This is a genomic window from Shewanella marinintestina (assembly GCF_023283845.1).
GTDB lineage: Bacteria > Pseudomonadota > Gammaproteobacteria > Enterobacterales > Shewanellaceae > Shewanella > Shewanella marinintestina.
In genome coordinates this window covers 340,863-360,917 of sequence record NZ_JAKILC010000001.1, presented here as the reverse complement: position 1 = coordinate 360,917, position 20,055 = coordinate 340,863, and the positions used below count along the sequence as shown (strand labels likewise).

General features: G+C 41.8%; 13 protein-coding genes. 5 read left to right on the top strand and 8 right to left on the bottom strand.

The features are described from left to right. Positions 1-7 precede the first annotated feature (7 nt). From recC to rmuC, 7 genes are all read right to left on the bottom strand, one after another. Entirely contained in the window at positions 8-3,661 is a 3,654-nt protein-coding gene (gene recC / locus L2747_RS01620; RefSeq protein ID WP_248997370.1) for an exodeoxyribonuclease V subunit gamma, read from the bottom strand. A 147-nt stretch (positions 3,662-3,808) separates the two neighbouring features. Next, complete coding sequence (locus L2747_RS01615; RefSeq protein WP_248997369.1) at positions 3,809-5,881, bottom strand: transglutaminase TgpA family protein; 2,073 nt, start codon at positions 5,879-5,881, stop codon at positions 3,809-3,811. Next, entirely contained in the window at positions 5,878-6,864 is a 987-nt protein-coding gene (locus L2747_RS01610; RefSeq protein WP_248997368.1) for a DUF58 domain-containing protein, read from the bottom strand. Before L2747_RS01610 ends, L2747_RS01615 begins: the two co-directional genes overlap by 4 nt. 62 nt (positions 6,865-6,926) lie before the next feature. Next, a complete protein-coding gene (locus L2747_RS01605; protein WP_248997367.1) occupies positions 6,927-7,838 on the bottom strand; it encodes an AAA family ATPase in 912 nt (303 codons plus the stop codon). A gap of 270 nt (positions 7,839-8,108) precedes the next feature. Next, entirely contained in the window at positions 8,109-10,292 is a 2,184-nt protein-coding gene (katG, locus tag L2747_RS01600; RefSeq protein ID WP_248997366.1) for a catalase/peroxidase HPI, read from the bottom strand. Between the two features lie 365 nt (positions 10,293-10,657). Continuing rightward, a complete protein-coding gene (locus L2747_RS01595; protein WP_248997365.1) occupies positions 10,658-12,589 on the bottom strand; it encodes a transglycosylase SLT domain-containing protein in 1,932 nt (643 codons plus the stop codon). A 55-nt stretch (positions 12,590-12,644) separates the two neighbouring features. Then, positions 12,645-14,138: a DNA recombination protein RmuC gene (gene rmuC, locus L2747_RS01590; protein WP_248997364.1), complete on the bottom strand. Its 1,494-nt coding sequence runs from the start codon at positions 14,136-14,138 to the stop codon at positions 12,645-12,647. A 216-nt stretch (positions 14,139-14,354) separates the two neighbouring features. Between rmuC and msrP the strand changes: the two genes are divergently transcribed. Together msrP and msrQ are read left to right on the top strand one after the other, a co-directional pair. Next, entirely contained in the window at positions 14,355-15,377 is a 1,023-nt protein-coding gene (msrP, locus tag L2747_RS01585) for a protein-methionine-sulfoxide reductase catalytic subunit MsrP (RefSeq protein WP_248997363.1), read from the top strand. Between the two features lie 65 nt (positions 15,378-15,442). Further along, a complete protein-coding gene (gene msrQ, locus L2747_RS01580) occupies positions 15,443-16,096 on the top strand; it encodes a protein-methionine-sulfoxide reductase heme-binding subunit MsrQ (RefSeq protein ID WP_248997362.1) in 654 nt (217 codons plus the stop codon). Between the two features lie 468 nt (positions 16,097-16,564). On the opposite strand, the gene L2747_RS01575 is transcribed toward msrQ, so the two are convergent. After that, a complete protein-coding gene (locus tag L2747_RS01575; protein WP_248997361.1) occupies positions 16,565-16,882 on the bottom strand; it encodes a hypothetical protein in 318 nt (105 codons plus the stop codon). 186 nt (positions 16,883-17,068) lie between these two features. Between L2747_RS01575 and L2747_RS01570 the strand changes: the two genes are divergently transcribed. The 3 genes from L2747_RS01570 to L2747_RS01560 are packed head-to-tail and all read left to right on the top strand — an operon-like array spanning position 17,069 to position 19,974. After that, complete coding sequence (locus L2747_RS01570) at positions 17,069-17,566, top strand: putative 4-hydroxy-4-methyl-2-oxoglutarate aldolase (protein ID WP_248997360.1); 498 nt, start codon at positions 17,069-17,071, stop codon at positions 17,564-17,566. 32 nt (positions 17,567-17,598) lie between these two features. Further along, positions 17,599-19,428 (top strand): AsmA family protein, encoded by a 1,830-nt coding sequence (locus L2747_RS01565; protein WP_248997359.1) that lies wholly within the window; start codon positions 17,599-17,601, stop codon positions 19,426-19,428. Next, the gene (locus tag L2747_RS01560; RefSeq protein ID WP_248997358.1) at positions 19,429-19,974 is read left to right on the top strand and encodes a BsuPI-related putative proteinase inhibitor; all 546 of its coding nucleotides are present in this window, start codon (positions 19,429-19,431) and stop codon (positions 19,972-19,974) included. Positions 19,975-20,055: the final 81 nt, after the last annotated feature.

Genomic DNA, 20,055 nt, shown 5'->3' with positions numbered 1-20,055 from the left:
TGGCTCATTACTTTACCCCGCCTAAATCCGCAGTATCGACGCCAGCTTCTACAAAATTGGCTAACTCATTTAACCTGTCTTTGTGATAAAGGCTGATTAACGGCGCTAATAATTGATTGGCAATATCGCCAAAGTTATCTTCGGTAAAGTCATCGGGGAAACTAAACAAACGTTGGAAATGCGGCTCTAGGCCTTCACCTAATTGGCTTTGCTCATCGAGCCACTGAGATTGTGCCTCTAGTAGTTTTTGCCAATGAGAACCCTCAGCCTCTACATAGGCTAGGGCTGTGCGCGGCATAAACATAATCGGATGCACCTGTCCTTGTTGGAAATAGCTCAACCACTGGCTTAATTGGTTTTTTGCCTGCTCTGGTGTAATAGGAGCGAATGCATGAAAATGACCGATATCAAGCAAATAGCTGGTAATTGGCAGAGCATTAGCGCTTGCTTGTTTGGCATTAGAGTCAGTTTGCTGCATGGCACATAAACATAAATGACGTAAATACACGCGAATTAAATCACGGCCATTGGCTGTGCCTGGGCGATAATTGACTAAGCCTTTAGCGCTTAAGTCATCAATGCGGCCGACGAGTTTAAGATCTAACTGCTCAAAGTGTAAGTCGATATCCACCGAATGAGATTTATCGCCTTTTAAGTATAAGCTTCGGCCAATCAGCGGTTTAATATCATGCAAATATTGATTGAGCAATAAGTCATCAAATGGCTTTAACGGCAAGTTGCCTTGCGCCTTTAGCCGTTCTAATAGCTCAAGGTTTGGTTTTTCGATGCCGCTATCAATGGCGCTATCGAGCAGTACTGCCTGTAACTTATAACGCTCTAATGCATTTAAGCTAAATGGCTCATCGTTATCATCCGCTTGGATTGATAAGCTAAGATCCACTTTTAGAGTACGGTTAAAGAAATACTGCGCTGGGTTTCTGAAAAAACGGATTAAGGCCGACACTTCTAGCTCTGGTACGTTTACAGCGGTATTGGCTTCGCGACTGCTATCGTCAGTAAAAGGCAATATCTGGCTATTGGCATCGATAAAGCGTTTGTAGTGATTGTTTGAATCATCTAATCGTTTCGCTTCACTAACAACGGCAGGGCACCACTGGGCTGCATAGCTTTGCTGAATATGGTTAGAGTCCGCTTCAGTTTCCGCTGCTTGATAAAGCCTGCCATCAAAAGGCTGCAGAGGCTGCTTGATAATAAGGTGCTCACGGATCTGCTTTTCAATCGCATCAACTAAATTGGGCTCAATCTGCTCATCATGTAAATGCTGCTCAAGAGATTGCGGCAAATAAACCAGCTGACAATATTCGATAAGTTCTGATACCAACATTGACGGGATCCGCTCAGAGTCATCACGCTCGCTATTACCGATAAAGCTAATGTATAGCTGCTCTCGAGCCGATAGAATCGCCTCTAAAAATAGGTATCTATCATCTAGACGACGCGAGCGATCACCTTTTCTTGGTCCCATTTGTGCCACGAGATCAAAACCAACCGGGTGCTGCACTCTTGGGTAGACGCCATCATTCATCCCCAGCAGACAAACCAGCTTAAAAGGGATTGAACGCATAGGCATTAAGGTACAAAAGTTAACGCTACCTGCAAGGTAACGCTGGCCAACTCGAGATTCAGATAGGCGACTGTTAAACCAGTTTTGCAATACTTCAATGGTTAATGGTGTTGTGTGGCCCGCTTCAGTGAGTTCTTCATTGAGCTTAACAATAGCGTCGCGGATCTCTTGTTGCTGCACACGCTCATCATCGTCAACCTCATAAAAATCATCGAGAATGCTTTCAAGTTGTGCCATGCGCTGCTCAAGATCAGACACTTGTGCTAACGCTTGTTGTACTTCATCGAGGGCCTCGATGAAATCAAGTAACTTACCAAGTGCTTGAGCGGTTTGGCCTTCAACGCCATTGACCGACAAACTGTGTTGGTAGATTGGCGCATCATCGCTAAAGCTATAACCCAAAATGAGCCTTTTAATACCAAAGGCCCAGGAGTTTTGCTCAAATGCCGGCAGTTGATATTCGGTGCGGCTGGTTTCATCACGGCCCCAACGAACGCCAGCTTGATCTAACCAGCGCTTAATGACCGCGAGGCTTTCATCATCAAGCTCAAAACGGCGTAGCACTGCTGGCACTTCAAGAATACTTAAAATATCAGTAAGGCCAAAGCGGCTTTGATTGATTTTTAGCAGGTGCAAAAAGCTGGATATAAGCGGAGATTCTTGAGCTGCACCGCGATCGGCAATGGCATAAGGAATATAATGACTGCCTTGTTTGGCGCCAAAAACCGCATCAATGTAGGGTGCGTAGGCAGCTACATCTGGCATCATGATCACGATATCTTTAGGGGACAGCGCAGCTTGTTCAGCTGTTTCTGGCCGCGATAGCATTTCAAGTAAGTGATCATGTAAGGTTTCAACTTCACGCAGCGGGCTATGACAGCTTCTTACGGTAATTGAGTTATCAGATGGCTCAATTACACGGCGGCCATCTAAGCTTAAATAAAGCGCAGCATCTGGGCCAAGACTTTGGCCGCGGGTGCTAAGTTCTAAAATATCGTATTGCACCCCGCTTAACATGCTATTTGGGCTAGGCTCTTGATAGCAATCGAAGTTAAAAGCGGTATGTTCTTCTGGCAACTCTAGTAATAAGTCGAGCAGTTCACGACCCATTTTACCGTTATTGGCTAGCAGCGGGTTGCCCACTTCAAGCTTATCTTCCCATTCTAGCTCAAGTTTATTTTTGTCTGCATATTGCAGCGCCATACGCGCGCGTAGTCGAGGATCGACAATATCGCCCCAGTAATGCTGACACGGGCTCAAATTCAACATGACAACGTCGATTCGTTTAGCCAAATAGTGCAATACATCTAATGTTTGTGGCGCCATTGATGAAATACCAAATACAAATAGACGTCTTGGTAAGGCATCTAAGTTAGTGGTGGGATCGTCTAGGGCATCAAACAGCGCTTGATGTAAATTGGCACGGTGATATAGGCTTTTTTGTAGCGTATTGGCATTAAAATCGATTAACGCACGCCACAGGATTGGCTGCCATGCTTGCGCTGGACTGAGTCTATCGCCTTTGGGCGGCAGGGTTGGCTCACTAGCTTCCCAGGCTGTTATCCAGTCTGGACGGTAAACCAAATATTGGTCAAAAATATCGGCGATTTGGCCGCAAAGCTGATAAAGCTTTAATGGATTTTGCGCTGTTTCTTGGTCGCCTATAGCGTGTGTTTCGTTATCGAGTGCTGCGCTGCTTGAAATGTCCGTTTCTGCATTACCGTTATTAAGGTAATTTGCCAGCGGTAAAAAGTCTTCCCGATCAATCAGTGTCGGTAACAGCTCCATTAGCTTCCATGTCATGGCTGCTTTAGTAAATGCGTTCTCTTTTGGTACGTCATCGAGCAAGGTGTGGCAAAGTTGCCAGATAAAGCTTGAAGGTAGTGGGAACTCAAGTCCTGCAGCAATGTTATTTTGTCTGGCAATTTCTAAACGTAACCAAGTAGACATGCCTGGACTTTGTACCAAAATATGCTCTGGCATTAACAAAGGCGTATTAGGCAAAGGGGTACGAAGCTCGGTTGCTAAAAGCGCAGACAATGCTTCCATTTGGTTTGATTGCACTAGATATAACATGGCGGTCCTTTAACAAGCATGCAGTCGAAAAATGGACATAAATGCGCGCTTAAAGTTGTTAAGAAAATATACATTAACAGCTGAGCGGCTGTCCGTAATGTCCAAAAAAAGAACACATTTTTAATAGGATAAGTATTGTAAGCTATTTTATGTGTTTGTCTTATTAAGTGCCAATCTCTGTTTCAAGATCTTGATTTTCAACCACCTCGACTGCTTGATTAATAATCGAGAAAAGCGCTTGGCTCGCTTTGGATCCATATTTTGATATTTTAAGGCAATAAAATACTGGGTTAACTTGGTGAAATCCGCAGCGATGCTAGGGAAAGCAGCAGTTACTCGTTGATTATATGCTTGCGGTCCTTCATGGTGCTTTCGAGGTAGTCCGCGCTTATTGAGCATTTTACACACCGAATAATAGGCGTTGAGGTGCTTGTCAGTTGAGCGCCTAAATTGGATGAGTCCGGCGCTATAGGCAATAGAGAGTCCGATAACGCTTAAACTGACAACAATGAATATTGTGACTTTAGTGCGAGTAACATTACCTAAAATCTCTTTGAGCACTTGGCGTTGTTTTTGTTCATTAAACCCAAGTACCCAACTACTCCAAAAATAATCAATACTGGCTAAACGCATTCTAAGTTCATTAAGCATTGGATTATCACGGTAGGCCAAGCTGCTAAATGGATTATCCATAAGATAGCTGGTTTCTGGGTCGAAGAATGCATCAAAGCCTTGCTCGACGCGCTCAGGAGCAATCATTGCGGTTGGGTCGAAACGCACCCAACCTTCATCCGCGAGCCAAACTTCTACCCAAGCATGCGCCATATATTGATAAATACTGTAATAACCCGCTGTTGAGTTTAATTCGCCGCCTTGGTAGCCGGTAACTAAACGGGTCGGGATCCCCGTTGCACGCGCCATAAATGCAAACGCACTCGCGTAATGCACACAAAATCCTGCTTTATTGATAATTAAAAAATCATCTATTTGCTGCTCGCCAACACGCGGTGGCCTCAAAGTGTAATAGTAAGGCTGCTCGGTAAAAAAACGCATCATTGCATTAAGTCTTGATTTTGGCTCTGGGTAGCTAAGGGCAAACTCATTTGCTAAGGCGTGAGTTTTGGGGTTACTCGACCTTGGCAGTGCGAGGTTAATATTGCGTACAGAAGGACTTAGCTTTGGCTCCATAATTAGCTGCTCGTTACTTATTACTTGATATAAGCGCTTTTGCTCAATTGGACGCTCAGCTAAAAGAGTAAAGTCGTTAAGAGCGCGAATGCCTCTATCACTGGTGTTTGCCACGTCTAAACCAAATAGCCATTGCTGGTGGCTAGGCTCTGCAATTATTGAATATTCAAACTGACTGCCAATAGCGCTGTCTGCTTTTGCAAGGTGTTGAGGCCTTTGAGCTATGTCATTATTTGTATTATTGCGGTTTAGACTGTTTTTGTTGGTTATACGTGGGTTTTGCAACCAGGTTTTGCCGTCATAATCTTCCATCACAATGGCTCGCCAATAGAGCTTTTCATTAGTAGGGGCTTGTCCTGAAAATGTGGCTCGAAAGGCTAGCGCACTTGAACGTGTTAACTCATTTATATCACCAAAACTTACGTTGTCAGACAATCCTGTTTGCGCTTTATTTTGCGGTGGAACTAGCCACAAAGGAGCAAGTCTAGGCAAAACTAAAAAAAGAACGATTGCAAAAGGTAGGCTTTGCAGCAAAATTTTACTGCCTAGTAACGCAGCATATTTAAAGTTCTTTTCATCGTGGTAAAGGCTAATTAGCACGCAGGTATTAATAATGGTTACAACGAGTAAATGTAGGGTTGATAATAGTGTTTGCTGGTGGATAAAAGTAAATGCAATCAGGAAGTAGCCAACAAGCACTACAGCTTGAACGTCACGTCGGTTACGCATTTCGATGTATTTTAGTGCGTAGCCGAGGATCAACAAGTTAACCATTGCGTTTAGTACACCAATCTGGCCAGCAACGATTGCAAGTGTTGTTGCAGCTGCGAGGGCAAGCGCTGTAACCAGCCATTTAGGCGGCTTGGCAACCCTGCCTAAATAAATCCCGATCCGCCAAAAAATACAGATGGCACAAATTGCTAAAGACCAAAGGGTTATTTGTTGATATAGCGGCGATAGGATCGCGATATTGGTGATTAGCAGCCACATTAGCGTGTGGCGTGAGATATTTTGATTTTCTATGCTTGTCATTTTCGTGGTCTCCTCGCTGGTGAACGTCGAGGAAACAGCGCTAATTGAGTTTGTACGTGAAGCCGATGTTTTTCGCCATGAGCGGGAGGGATAGATTGGCCTGAGAGGGTTAATCCAAAAACTTGATTATTTTGACTTAATTGCTCTGTATGCCATGCAAGGTGACTCAGTGCTAGCTCAATATCATCCGCGTTATCTTCTAACGCTAACCACATTGGGGCGCCTTGTGGTTGTTCAAACTCTTTGGTTAACATGCCGCGGCCCTGTGCCCATTGTTTCCACGCAACTTGCTTTAAAGGCTCACCAGTTTGATACTCTTTTAGCCCTTTAAACTCATCAACGCCAGAGACATATTTACCACTATGTTCTTGTTCATCACCGGGCTTTGAAATAAAAGAGACCGGATTTGAATCGACAATCGGCTCTGCAAAGACTAATTGCGATAAATCCAGATCTATATTGGACCATGCGCGACATAGGCCAAGTGGGTAACGGCTTTCAACTTTTAAGCGACCAGGTCGATTAATCCCGCGGCGTACCTTGTCAACAGTCACTAACAGTTGTGATTGCTGATTATTTACTGACTTGATGCTATGTAGTAGCTGGTCTTTAAATTGGCATTGGATTTCAAATGCTTGGCGCTTGCTCGATAACTGAATAGGATAGTAAATGGGACTTCCTGCAAAATGACCACTTTGTTGCCTACTTGAAAGGGTTAAGCCTGCAAGATTTTTATAGCTATAGATAATGCAGGTGTTAAATACGCTTAACAGTAAAAAGCTTAGCCCCATAATCAGGTTATTTTGATAGTTGGTACCGAGTAAAAAAAGCAAAACCACTAAAACCAACCAAGCGATGCCAAAGCCCGATGGGAGGATAAAGATACTTTTATGGCTTAAAGTGATTTGCTTGCTGGCTGGTAATCGCCTAGAAAGCCATTTTAGCCAACCTTGTTGTAGTTTTTGTTTACCGCGATTTTGCATAAATCCCTATTTCTATCTCATTGTTGTGACTGGCAGTTACACTGCTTATCAATTGCTTGCAGTTACAAGATAGGGTTAACTTGATTAAGAATTTTATCTGATACAGCTTCGCCTTGTTGTTGAGAGTGTTGCCTTATTCTGTGTTCGGCTACATGAGGAAAGATTGCCTGTACATCTTCCGGGACTAAATAGGTTCTTTGGTTAATAAATGCCCAAGCCTTAGCGGCTTGTAGTATGGCTATGCTTGCTCTAGGCGATAAGCCAGGGGATTGAGCTTGGTCTCTTGATGTATTCACCAACGCGAGAATATATTTAAGCAGTGCATCAGAGGCGCTGACATCGTCAACTTGCTTTTGTAGTGCTTGCAGGGATGTGGCGGATAGACATTCTGGTAAGTCTGCAATGCTTTGATTGGGGTCTTGATTCTTTAACATTGCAAGCTCAGCTTCCGGTGCTGGGTAGCCGATGGATATGCGCATCATAAATCTGTCTAATTGTGATTCTGGCAGTGAAAAAGTACCAGATTGCTCGGTTGGGTTTTGTGTTGCAATAACAAAAAAGGGTTGTGGTAGAGAGTAAGTGGCACCGTCGACAGTGATTTGCTGTTCGGCCATGGCCTCTAAAAGTGCACTTTGGGTTTTTGGACTGGCGCGATTAATTTCATCGGCCAAAATCATTTGGTTGAAGATAGGGCCTGGGTGAAAGTTAAATTGCGCTTGTGACTTATCAAAAATAGACACTCCAAGAATATCTGCTGGCAGCATATCACTGGTAAATTGAACTCGCTGATAGCTAAGCCCTAAGCTGTGGGCAAGGCCATGTGACAAACTGGTTTTACCCATCCCGGGAAGATCTTCGATCAATAAGTGACCACGAGCAAGAATACAAGTGAGGGCGAGTTTTATTTGATGGGGTTTGCCAAGTAAAACCGTTTCAAGTTGCTGTAGAAGGTTGTTGATAATTGAGTTATGCATACACACCTTGTGTTGTTATTTTTATAAATCCAGTGTGTTAACTACTATGGTGCAAATTGGGTGTGCTTACTAGCCTTTAGCGTGTTTTATTCATGATTTATTCTGTGTTTTTAGCGCATTTACATTCTAGTAAAAGTGGCATTAAAGAGAGGGGATTAACAGCTGAGCAAAAGTTGTAGAGCAGGGTATTGAAAGAGCAATAAAAAGATAAGAAAAAGCTACAGCTTGATAGTCAGTCGCCATAACCTTTTCTTTGAGTGTGATCCGCGCTTATGCCAAATCAAAACGGTCAGCGTTCATCACCTTTACCCATGCATTGATAAAGTCATTGATAAACTTTTGCCTACTCGTATCTTGGGCGTAATGCTCACAATAGGAGCGTAAAATCGCGTTTGAACCTAAGACTAAATCGACACGGGTTGCGGTCCATTTTAGCTTACCGCTTTCTCGATCTAGGATATGGTATAAATTATCACTTTTAGGCTGCCAGCTATAATTCATATCAGTGAGATTGACGAAAAAATCATTACTGAGTACGCCTATATTGTCGGTGAATACCCCGTGTTTTGTGCCTGCGTAATTAGTGCCTAAAACCCGCATACCGCCTATCAGTACTGTCATTTCTGCGGCGGTAAGTTGCATTAATTGACTGCGCTCTAACAGTAACTCCTCAGCTGAGACGCGATAATCTGCTTTTAACCAGTTTCTAAAGCCGTCATGTAATGGCTCTAATACTTCAAAAGAGTGCTCGTCTGTGTTTTCTTGGCTTGCATCTCCTCGGCCTTGGGCAAAAGGTACTTCAACCTGACAACCAGCTAATTGCGCAGCGTGTTCAATCGCAGTGTTACCGGCTAAAACAATTAGGTCTGCCATTGAAATTGAAGAATTCAATTGGCTTTGGATCTGTCTTAGTGCAGTAAGCACTTTGTTAAGTTGTTCAGGCTCATTACCTTGCCAGCTACTTTGCGGAGCAAGCTGAATACGAGCGCCATTAGCACCACCACGGCGATCTGAGCCGCGGTAAGTGCGAGCGCTATCCCAAGCGGTAATAATAAATTCAGACGGGGAAATATCACTTGCTAAAATGGCCTTTTTAAGTGAGGTCAACTCAGATGCATCTAACCGATTGGGGTTGAGTGGGATAGGGTCTTGCCAGATAAGCTCTTCTGCTGGAACATCCGCGCCGAGATAACGGGTCTTGGGTCCAAGATCTCTATGGGTGAGTTTGAACCATGCTCGGGTAAATACATCGGCAAAATATGCAGGATCTTGGTAAAACTTCTCTGCGATTTTACGGTATTGCGGATCAAATTTTAGTGCCATGTCAGCATCGGTCATGATTGGATTCTGGCGTTTAGTAGGATCCTCTGCATCAACAGGCATATCCTCTGCTTTGATATTCACCGGTTCCCATTGCCAGGCCCCAGCGGGACTTTTTTGCATCCACCAGTCGTAATTTAATAGTAAGTGGAAATAACCATTATCCCATTGAGTTGGGTTCGTGGTCCAAGCGCCTTCAAGGCCACTGGTGACGGCATCAGCGCCTATGCCGCGCTGCTGTTTATTCAGCCAGCCAAATCCCTGATCTTCAAGTTCGCCCGCTTCGGGTTCTGCGCTGAGTTGGCTTGCGTCACCATTACCATGACATTTACCAACTGTGTGGCCGCCAGCTGCAAGTGCAACGGTTTCTTCATCGTTCATCGCCATTCTGGCAAAGGTAATTCTGACATCGTGAGCGGTTTTAATGGGATCGGGTTTACCGTCAACGCCTTCAGGATTCACATAAATTAACCCCATCATCACTGCGGCGAGTGGATTGTCTAAGTCTCGCTCGCCAGAGTAGCGGCTATTTTCAGTATCGCTGGTGGCTAACCATTCCTTTTCAGCGCCCCAATAGGTGTCAATTTCAGGAGTCCAGACATCTTCTCTACCGCCGGCAAAGCCGAACATTTTAAGCCCCATTGATTCATAGGCCATATTGCCAGCTAAAATGATCAAGTCCGCCCAAGAAAGGGCATCGCCATAGCGTTTTTTGATTGGCCATAATAGCCTGCGAGCTTTGTCTAAGTTGCCGTTATCAGGCCAGCTGTTCAGTGGTGCAAAACGTTGACTGCCCCGACTGGCACCACCACGCCCATCTGCAATTCGGTATGTACCTGCTGAGTGCCAAGCTAAACGGATCATCAAGCCGCCATAATGGCCCCAGTCTGCCGGCCACCATGATTGAGACTGGGTCATAAGATCTTTTAAATCTTGTTTTACAGCCTCCAAGTCTAAGGTATTAAAAGCCTGTTTATAGTTAAAATCACTGGCTAGGGGAGAGGTTTTGGTGTCATGTTGATGCAAAATATCGAGATTTAGCGATTTTGGCCACCATTGGTTTTGTTTGCTTTGTTGAGTGGTGTTTGCACCGTGCATGACAGGACACACACCTTTACCTTGAGAGCTATTCATTATTAGCTTCCTTGTATTGCTCATTAAGATTAACGGTTAAGCTGCCTTTGCAGAGAACACTTGGCAGTGTTAACTGCAAGGGATTAAGTTTTATATTGATTGCTATAACAGTAGAACAGTTTTCAGTTTTTGATAGCGTAAACGGGCGGTTCTGGTATTGGGACGTTAACCAAGTTGTAGCCTCGGGGTCGCTTGGCGGAATAGGTTATTAAGGCTATTTGGGGGCCTTATTGATGCTGTGGCGCTTTGTTTAAAAGAGAATGATATTAGAGGTGGGCTGCTTAAGAAAAGCAGCCCACTACTGAATGATATAGCAGGTTAGTTGTGCAGGTTTAAACGCTAGCAATCAATGCAAGTAGCTAAAGCTAGTAGCTAAAGTTCAGTTCCTCAGCGGATAGTAACTCGGCTTGTTTGCCTTGTCTGACTTGATAAATAACTTTATAGCTAAATACTGCTTGCACGTACTCCCGGGTTTCTCGATAGGGAATAGATTCAATAAAGCTAATTGCGTCAAGTTTACCATCGCTTCTCTTCAACCAGCTTTTAATTCGATGAGGTCCGGCATTATAAGAGGCGGTTGCGAGCACTTTGTTTTGGTCAAATTGTTTTAATAGACCACTGTAATAGGCGCTACCTAAAGCAATATTTAGCTTTTCATCATATAAACTCTTAATACCGCGATAAGGCAGCTTAGCTTTTTTGGCTGTTTGCTTTGCTGTGGCAGGCATTAGCTGCATATAGCCGCGAGCACCAACGCCTGATGTCGCATTAGGGTAATAGGCACTTTCTCGTCTTGATATAGCGCGAATTTCATCAATATCGACGCGGTACTTTTTGCTGGCTTGGGTAAAAGCATCTTGTGCTGCATAAGGGAAGCGCATTTGCATGTCATTCCATAGTTTGGCTTGGATACTCGCTTGTACACCTAAACTATGCCATTTCTGCTCAACCGCATAGACGCCATATTCTGTTTGCATGGCTTTATTGTGACGCTTTAACAGCATCACCCATTCGGCTCGAGCATCAGACTGTTTATCGATAGCAAGTAATTCACGGACTCTGGCCAACCCTTTGTCTTCCGTGATATCTGCTCTAAGCTTTTTATCGCTCTGACTAATTTGGTTTTGCAATTGAAATGGCTGCTTTTGCTTTGCAGCCGCAAGGTAGCCATAAAAATTACGCTCAAGCCTGAGTTGTTCAAATAAACCTTGTGATGTTTGCTGACTTTGTTTGCTGTTTTCTCGAGAAAGCACTACTGCGCGCCAATATTTCCAGCGTGCAGTATTTTGTTTTTGTTCAGTTAATAGAGGTAAAAATTTGGCAAAGTTCGTTTGATCATTGTCTCTTAACGCCCAGCGTAAACGCATCTCTACCAAGTCATCGCTGTCTAGTAAAGGTAAAATGGTGTCGGCATAACTTTGTAGCTCAATGACTTGATAAATGAGCGTTCGTCTAACTAAATAGCGACTGAGTTTACGGCCTTGGAAATCAGTAAATCTATCGGCTTTTTGGTATGCTGCAAATAGCTTTACAGCTTGTTTTAAATCTTTTTTAGCTAACTTTCTTAAGCCTAAATCAACAATAGTGGCATTGATTTTTGCGCTGCCACTAAACTTTGATTTGTGACGTAAGCTACGAGGATCTTTATAGACTGCGAGTAGACGTTTAGCATCGTTTTTATTAGTGGTTAGCTGCTTAGATAGATATGAAAGTAGGCCATACTGTCCTTGCTCAAAGCTGAGTAGCATTCGAGACCATATTAACTCTTGAGTACGGAGACCTGCTTTTTGCCATTGCCTAAACAACGGATCACACTCTTTAGGGCGTGAACGACCATATAGCCAGAGCTTTTCTGTGCCTTCAAAAGCGAGTTTTTTATTTCCTTGTTGTAATTGAGCTCGATAAAAGTAGCACTGTAAGGCAACGTTATTCGGCTGATTTGGGCTTATCACCAGAAAGTCTTTCCAGCGTTTTTGACTGCCACTGCGTTTAAGGTAACGGTAACGTCCTGTGTTATAAAGTGGACTGCCTTTAAATTGATTTAACTCCTTAAGCGCTCTATCGGCGGGTAATTTAAGGATAGTGTTTATCTGATCATGAAAATCGAGATAGATAGCCAAAGGATAATCGTCAAGCTTATTTCGCATTGCTTGATATTGATTAATTTGCTGTTTATTTAGTTTGCTTCTCGCGTCTAAGTATAATTGCTGCTGCTCGGTAAGTTGAGCAGCAGTGGCTGATAGTGACGAAACGACGGCTACAAACCCTATTAAAATGCGACTTAACTGCTTGTGCATTTACGAGAATCCTCTTTAATATCCTTATAATGAGCCTAGTGTTAACTTTCTATGGCTAGCTTTGATGAAAATCATCATCTGCTAAGCTTAGCGCTTTATCTAGAAGTTGGGCGTCCACTTTTTTACTGGTTTCTACACCTAATTGTTGCATTTGATGCGCTTGACGAATGACGTTTCCTTTTCCGGTCGATAACTTATTCATCGCACTAGTAAAGTTTTTATCGGCAGATTCTAAAGCACGGCCTAACTTATCCATGTCGTCTAAATAGCCGCACAATTTGTCATAAATCTTTCCAGCTTGTTTAGCAATCATTTGCGCATTTTGGTTTTGATATTCATAACGCCAAATATTATTAATTGTTCTGAGTGCAACGAGTAAGTTGGTCGGGCTAACTAGCATAATATTACTTTCAAGCGCGTAATTGACTAAACTAGGGTCATGCTCCAGTGCAAGTAAAAATGCAGGTTCTAGTGGGATAAACATTAATACATAGTCTAAGCTTTTTAGTCCATGTAGCTTTTGGTAATCCTTTTGGCTTAGCCCTTTAATATGTGCTCGAACTGACAGTATGTGTTCTTTAATCGCTTGCGCACGTATTACTTCGTCATCGCTGTTAAAGTATCGTTCGTAGGCGATTAATGACATCTTTGCATCAATCACTACATCTTTATTTTCTGGTAAATGTACGATGACATCAGGTTTAAAACGTTTACCTGTGTCATTTTTCAAATCTGTTTGGGTATCGTACTCATGTCCCTCCCGCAGACCACTTTCTTGTAATACACGCTCTAAGATCACTTCGCCCCAATTACCTTGTTGCTTGTTATCTCCCTTTAGCGCTTTGGTCAGGTTTACAGCATCTTGGCTCATTTTTAAGTTAAGCTCTGTTAATGAGTCAAGTTGATGTTTAAGTGCACTCCGCTGGGTTTGTTCATGCGAATAGGACGCTTGTACTTGCGCTCTAAAACCTTCGATCTGTTGTTTAAAAGGTGCCAGTACACTGTCTAGCTGCTGATTATTTTGTGATTGTAATTTTTCACTGCGAGCTTCAAAAATTTTTGTTGCTAGGTTTTCAAATTGCGCATTAAGTCTAAGTTCAGAGTCTTCAAGTAATTGAATTTTATCGTTAAGCGCTTGCTCTTTAGCGTTAAAACTTGCTGCCAATGTTTGTTGCATGGCATTAGACTTTGACAGGGCGAGTTGGGTTTCCATCTGTTTTCTTTGGTTATCCAATAACGCTTGTTCTAATTCGACTGTTCTTTCTGCTTGAGCTTGAGCTTTCCCTAACTGCTCTAGTCGATATTCTAATTTGTCTTGGTATTGGTCAATAGTCAGTTCTTTTTGGTGAATATTTTCTTTTAGCTCTAAGATCTCTGAATTTAATCCAACTTTGGTTTGTTCCATTTCATCCAATAGTTGCTTTCGAACGTATTCCCATTTAATGCGAGTTTTTCGTTGATTGAATAATGCGCCGATTAACATGGCAAGAAAGGCAATAGCAACGATGATGACTATTTGTCCGGTGGAGAAAGCAAGCTCTAAAGGCATGTGAGAAGGCTCTTAACATGGTGAATGAACCGCTAGAGTGGCATGGCGATTTAAACACTGCAAGTATAAGCGAATGATTAGTAATACAAGTGATGCAGACATAGTCAGCTGTTATCGAAATGTAACATTTAAATTGGTGTGAAACCTTTTTGGAACTTAGTCGGTCTGATTAGTTAATAGCAACATATTGATCTGATAGAAGGATGGAAGCGGCCAATGAATATAAAAAAAACTGCTGCATGGGATAAGTTTAAAGACAGTGATATTACACCAGAAGAAGTCTATCGTGACCGGAGACGTATTTTGAAGCAGATGGGCTTTGTTGGAGCTGGGGCACTGCTGTCTTCTCACGCGAATGCAGGTGTGTTCGATCTATTTTCTGATGATAAGAAGAAGGCTGCTTTTTTGACACAAACTCTGCCTTTTGCAAAGCAAGCACAGTACGACCACTTGTTGTACGGTTCGCTGACACCAGAATCTAAAATCATCTCCCACAATAATTTCTATGAATTCGGAACCAGTAAAACCGATCCTGAAGAGAACGCTCAAGGCTTGAAAGTTGATCCGTGGAAGTTAGTTATTGATGGTGAAGTTGATAACCCTATGACGCTTGATTATGACGATTTACTCAAGTTATTTCCGTTGCAAGAACGTGCCTATAACTTTAGGTGTGTAGAGGCGTGGTCGATGGTGATCCCTTGGGTTGGATTTTCTTTAGCGAGCTTGCTAAAAAAAGTCGGTGTAAACAGCAATGCCAAATATGTTGCATTTGAAACGCTATATGATCCCGAGCAAATGCCAGGGCAAAGAAGTCGTTATGCTGGTGGTGGCATTAATTACCCTTATGTTGAAGGGCTAACGTTAGCCGAAGCGATGAACGATCTAACGTTTATGTCTGTAGGCTTATACGGTAAAACTTTGCCACCACAAAATGGTGCGCCTATCAGGCTTGTTGTTCCATGGAAATATGGCTTTAAGAGTATTAAGTCTGTTGTGCGTATTCGCTTAACTGACAAACAACCGCCTACTTCTTGGAATCAACTTGCTGCCAGCGAGTATGGTTTTTATGCCAATGTAAACCCGGATGTTGATCATCCAAGATGGTCTCAGGCTTCTGAAAGGCGTATCGCAGAGGGGGGGCTTTTCTCTGCTAAAAGGATCCCAACGTTACCTTTTAATGGTTATGGTGATATTGTCGCTGATCTTTATAAAGATATGGATTTGAAAAAGTTTTATTAAGCTAGTCTTTATTTACGTTAATTCAAAAGTACAGGCTTTACTTATGCTGTTGTAAGGAGAGGTTTATGCGTTTAACTAGCCGTTCTTTGTTTTGGCTAAAATGCGTGTTTCATTTAATTGGTTTAGTACCAATCGGCTACTTACTGTTAAAAGTGATGACTGATAATGCTGGTGGCGATCCGGTGCAATACATCATTCATTTTACCGGAATTGGGGCTTTAAATGCATTGATAGCAACACTGCTTATCTCTCCTATAGCGAAACACTTTAAGCAAGGGTTATTGCTGCAAACACGTCGTTTAGTTGGTTTGTACGTGTTTGCTTATGCAAGTTTACATGTATTGGCATTTTTTAGCTTAGATCTGCTATTTGCGTGGTCACTGTTTTTTGATGAGGTTTTGAAACGTCCTTATATATTAGTTGGTGCAGCTGCTTACATTTTATTGGCTTCGCTAGCGGTAACTTCCTTAAACTCAATTAGACGTAAGATGGGGCGTAAATGGCAGGTGTTACATAACGGGGTTTACCTTATAGGTATACTTGCCGTAATTCATTTTTATTGGTCGGTAAAGTCTGAAATTATTGAGCCTAGCCTTTATATTCTAGCGTTAGTTATATTGTTGGGATTAAGGTTTAAACAAGGAAAAGCAAAGAGTATTACATCAAAGTTATTAAAATTGTTTATGTTTAGTACTAAGAGAAAGCAATCCTCTAATTAGAGTGTAGCCAATTCCATAGTACCTATTTAGAGATACGTTGAAGAGAGCTTTACGCGCAGGCGAATTGTTCTTACATTATTTTAGCTTGTGTATTTTGTATCTTAGAATATACCGATTAAAAGTTGGGAATATCTTACTTTCCCTCTTTTTAACTAATCATTTTAAAAAGTGTATTTTTACTTTGGAATGATAGCTTGATGTATTTGAAGTCAGTTGATGACGGCAAGACTTTTAGAAATATGTAACGTACATGGGAGGCTGCATCAGCCCATCCATAGGCTTAATATATATCAACTGATAAAACTCGGTTACTTTGCAGTTTGAGTTTTACCGATAGCTTTGGCTATTGGTTATTTAGTTGGTAAAAATCTAGCTAAATAGACTTTTATTACTTAGATTTAACTTTGAAAATAGTTATAGCTTTTTAATACTTAAGTACTGCAAAAAGCAATGTAAAATTAGTTAATATTACTTATTTTCTTGCTGCTTCATTATTTGAACTACTTCATCGTAAGAGATATTAAATTGGCGCGATAAGTTAATGATCTTTGTTTTATAGGTTTGAATACTTTCTTGCTGAGCAAGTAATCGCTTTTCATTTTCTACCAATTCATTGACAGCTTCTTGTAATATCAATAAACGGCGAAGGTTAAAATCTAATGAGTCGATGTATTTTAGCATCTGTGTTTTATTGCGAGCTTGTTCTAAATCGCTAGTGTGTTTCTTATCATAACCATATTGGTCAAGTGCAGCGATAGCGCTTTCTAAATCCATATTATTATTCATTTTTACCTACGGTTAACGGAAGATAGGTCTGTCTACAGACGTTATGCAAGATTATAGTTTGTATTTTAGTTGCGGAAAAGTCTAGATGGTATAAATAATCACTAATTTTAGCTGTTATTACTTGGGTTTGAGCGTCTGACCTGTCAATCTAGCGATATTATGAAGAATATTTTGCATGGAGGCCTAATGTTAGATCTATTACCAGATTTGTTTGATACCTATGCTGACAAGCTTATTTTATTACCGCCAATGTTTATATCATACGGTAAGCAGGAGTGCTTTTGGGGAGAAGTTGTTACTGTAAAATGCTTTAGAGATAACTCAAAAGTTAAAGAGTTATTGGCTCAAAATGGCACAGGTAAAGTGCTCGTCGTTGATGGTCAAGGCGTTACAGACTGCGCTTTGTTAGGGGATATGATTGCTTTGAGTGCAGCTAAAAATGGTTGGAATGGTGTCGTGATTTATGGCTGCGTACGAGATGTTGGCACCTTGAAAACAATTGATCTTGGGGTTCAGGCAATTGGTATTAACCCGATAAAAACAGAGAAAAAAGGGATCGGAGAAGTGAATATTGCTGTTGAAATATATGGAGTGATTATTTCGCCCCAGTCATTCATTTATGCCGACGGTAACGGAGTGGCGGTTTCTAATGAAGCTTTAGACATTTCCGTGCTAAATTTATAACAACGTCTTTGTGATAACAGATGGAATCTGCTATGAAATTTTTAAAATGGTTTTTTATAACACTCTTAGGCTTAGTTCTTGCCTTGGTGCTTTATGTGACTGTGATTTTTGATCCAAATGATTTTAAACCACAAATAGTCGACTTAGTTAAGGAGCAAACTGGTCGAGAGTTAGCGATAGGCAGTGACTTATCGTGGACATTTTTCCCAAGTCTTGGTATCGAGCTAGGTCAAATCACTTTATCTAACCCTGATGGGTTTAAAAATGCGTCAATGGTAGCGATAAACCAAGTGGTTGCCGAAGTTGCATTGATGCCTTTATTGAAAAAAGAAGTTGAAATTTCACAGCTAAATCTCGATGGATTGACGCTGATGCTAGAAACCCAAAAAGATGGTCGTACGAGTTTTGATGGTTTAGCAGGCGAGGCTAGTGATAAAAGTAATGCTGAACAAGCTAAAAGTACAAGCTCAGCATCGAGTGGCTCTAGCTTAGCGCGCTTAGACATTGGTGGTATCAATATTACAAATACTAAAATTACTAATATTGATAATGCGACTCAAACAGAGCAAGTTTTTTCGCTAAAGGAGCTAACATTAGGTCGTTTTCAATTAGGTGAATTTGCGCCACTACAATATGAGTTTACCGCGACCTTACCTGATATGAGTATTCTGAGTCGTGGTGAAGGCCAGATTAAGGTTGCTCAAGATCTGCAAACCATCACAATTAATGACTTTGCTGTTGCTAACAAAGTTACTGGTGAAGGATTACCAAATGGTCGTTTGCAAGCTGATCTGAAAACATCTGTGGTTGTGGCGCTGGAAAAGCAAACATTAAATCTTGTGCTTTCTAGTTTTAGTGCTGCCAATATCAATGCTTCTGGGTCTCTAGATATTGCTTATGGACAAAAAGTGCCTAATGTTGTGGCTAAACTCGAGGTTGGTGATGTCGATCTTGATGCTATGTTACCTAAGCATGAAGGCGAACAAGCAAAGGAGGCACAACAAACCAGCAATACTTCGGTAGCAGTTGAACCAGACTTACGCGCAATGAAGTCCGTTAACCTTGATGTTGATGTGCGGGTTAAGTCGGTTAAGGTTGCCAACTTGAAAACACAAAACTGGGTAATGCAGTTAGTGATGAAAGGTGGTGTGGCTAATATGAAACAGTTATCGGCTGATTTATACGGCGGTAAAATCAGTGCTTCAGCTGAGATTGACGGGCGTAATAAAGTGGCGTCGTACCAGTTTGATAAACGCCTTTCCGGTGTAGATATTCGAGCCCTATTGATTGATATGGCTGAAGTGGACATGCTTGACGGTAAAGCTAACTTTAACGTGGCAGGTAAAGGTTCAAGCCTATTGCCGGATAATTTAAAGAAAAACTTACTTGCTAACGGTAAATTTGAAATTGCAGATGGCGCAATACACGGAGTTAATATTCCACAAATGATCCGAGAAGCAAAAGCAAAGTTAGGCGGCGACCTTTCATCGGGAGCTAGCTCAAGCGAGAAAAAAACGGATTTTACGAGCATGACTGGCTCGTTCAAGATTGCTAAAGGTATAGTGACGAACCCTGATTTAGATATGGCTTCACCGCTAATTCGTTTAAAAGGTGCTGGTACTGCAAATATCATTAATGAAGCGTTAGATTATAAACTAACAACATCTGTAGTTGGTTCATTAGAAGGTCAGGGCGGCGATAATCGTGACGCGCTTTATGGTGTCGAAATTCCGTTTGCGATAAAAGGCACTATGTCTGAACCAAAATTTTCACTTGATACTAAGGCCTTACTTGATTCGAAATTAAAAGATGAAACTAATAAGCTTAAAGACAGTTTATTAAAGAAATTGGGGGGCTTTTAAATGTTGATTAGAAGTTTATATATGCTTGCTTTGGCCTCTTTGCTGGGGTGCTCTCAAGAAGTAAGCGAACAATTAAGTGAGGGCCAAACTGTGCCACTAAGAGCTGAGGAAGCACGCTCAGTCAATATTGTCGGTGCAGGCGAGTTGCCTGTTAAACAGCAGGAGGCACCAATGGGCGCAGGGTTACTTGATGGTAAGCTATCAGTTGAAAGCGGCAAAGAAAACGAAATCATAGCAACACTGACATATCAGAATAACCAGTCTTATGGTGTGCCACTCATGTTTGCATCCGGCAAGACGGCAGACTTAATAGTCAGTGATGAAAACGGTAAAAAACTTTGGTTTTGGTCAATGGGGATGATGTTTACCCAAGCTATACGTGAAATTGTAATGCCAGCTGGGGCAACACAGAAAGTTAAATTTACTATTCCAAGCCATATTGCGGTGAAGATCGGTAAAGGTTCTACCTTAACCGCAGTATTTTCTGGTAAAGCAACAGAATCTCAACGTCCTGCTATGCAGGAAGTTAAATACGTTTATCCATAGTAATATAAGAACTATAAATAGTATTTAAGATGTAAAAAAGGCGACCATGAGTCGCCTTTTTAATTTGGTTCGTTAGCAACT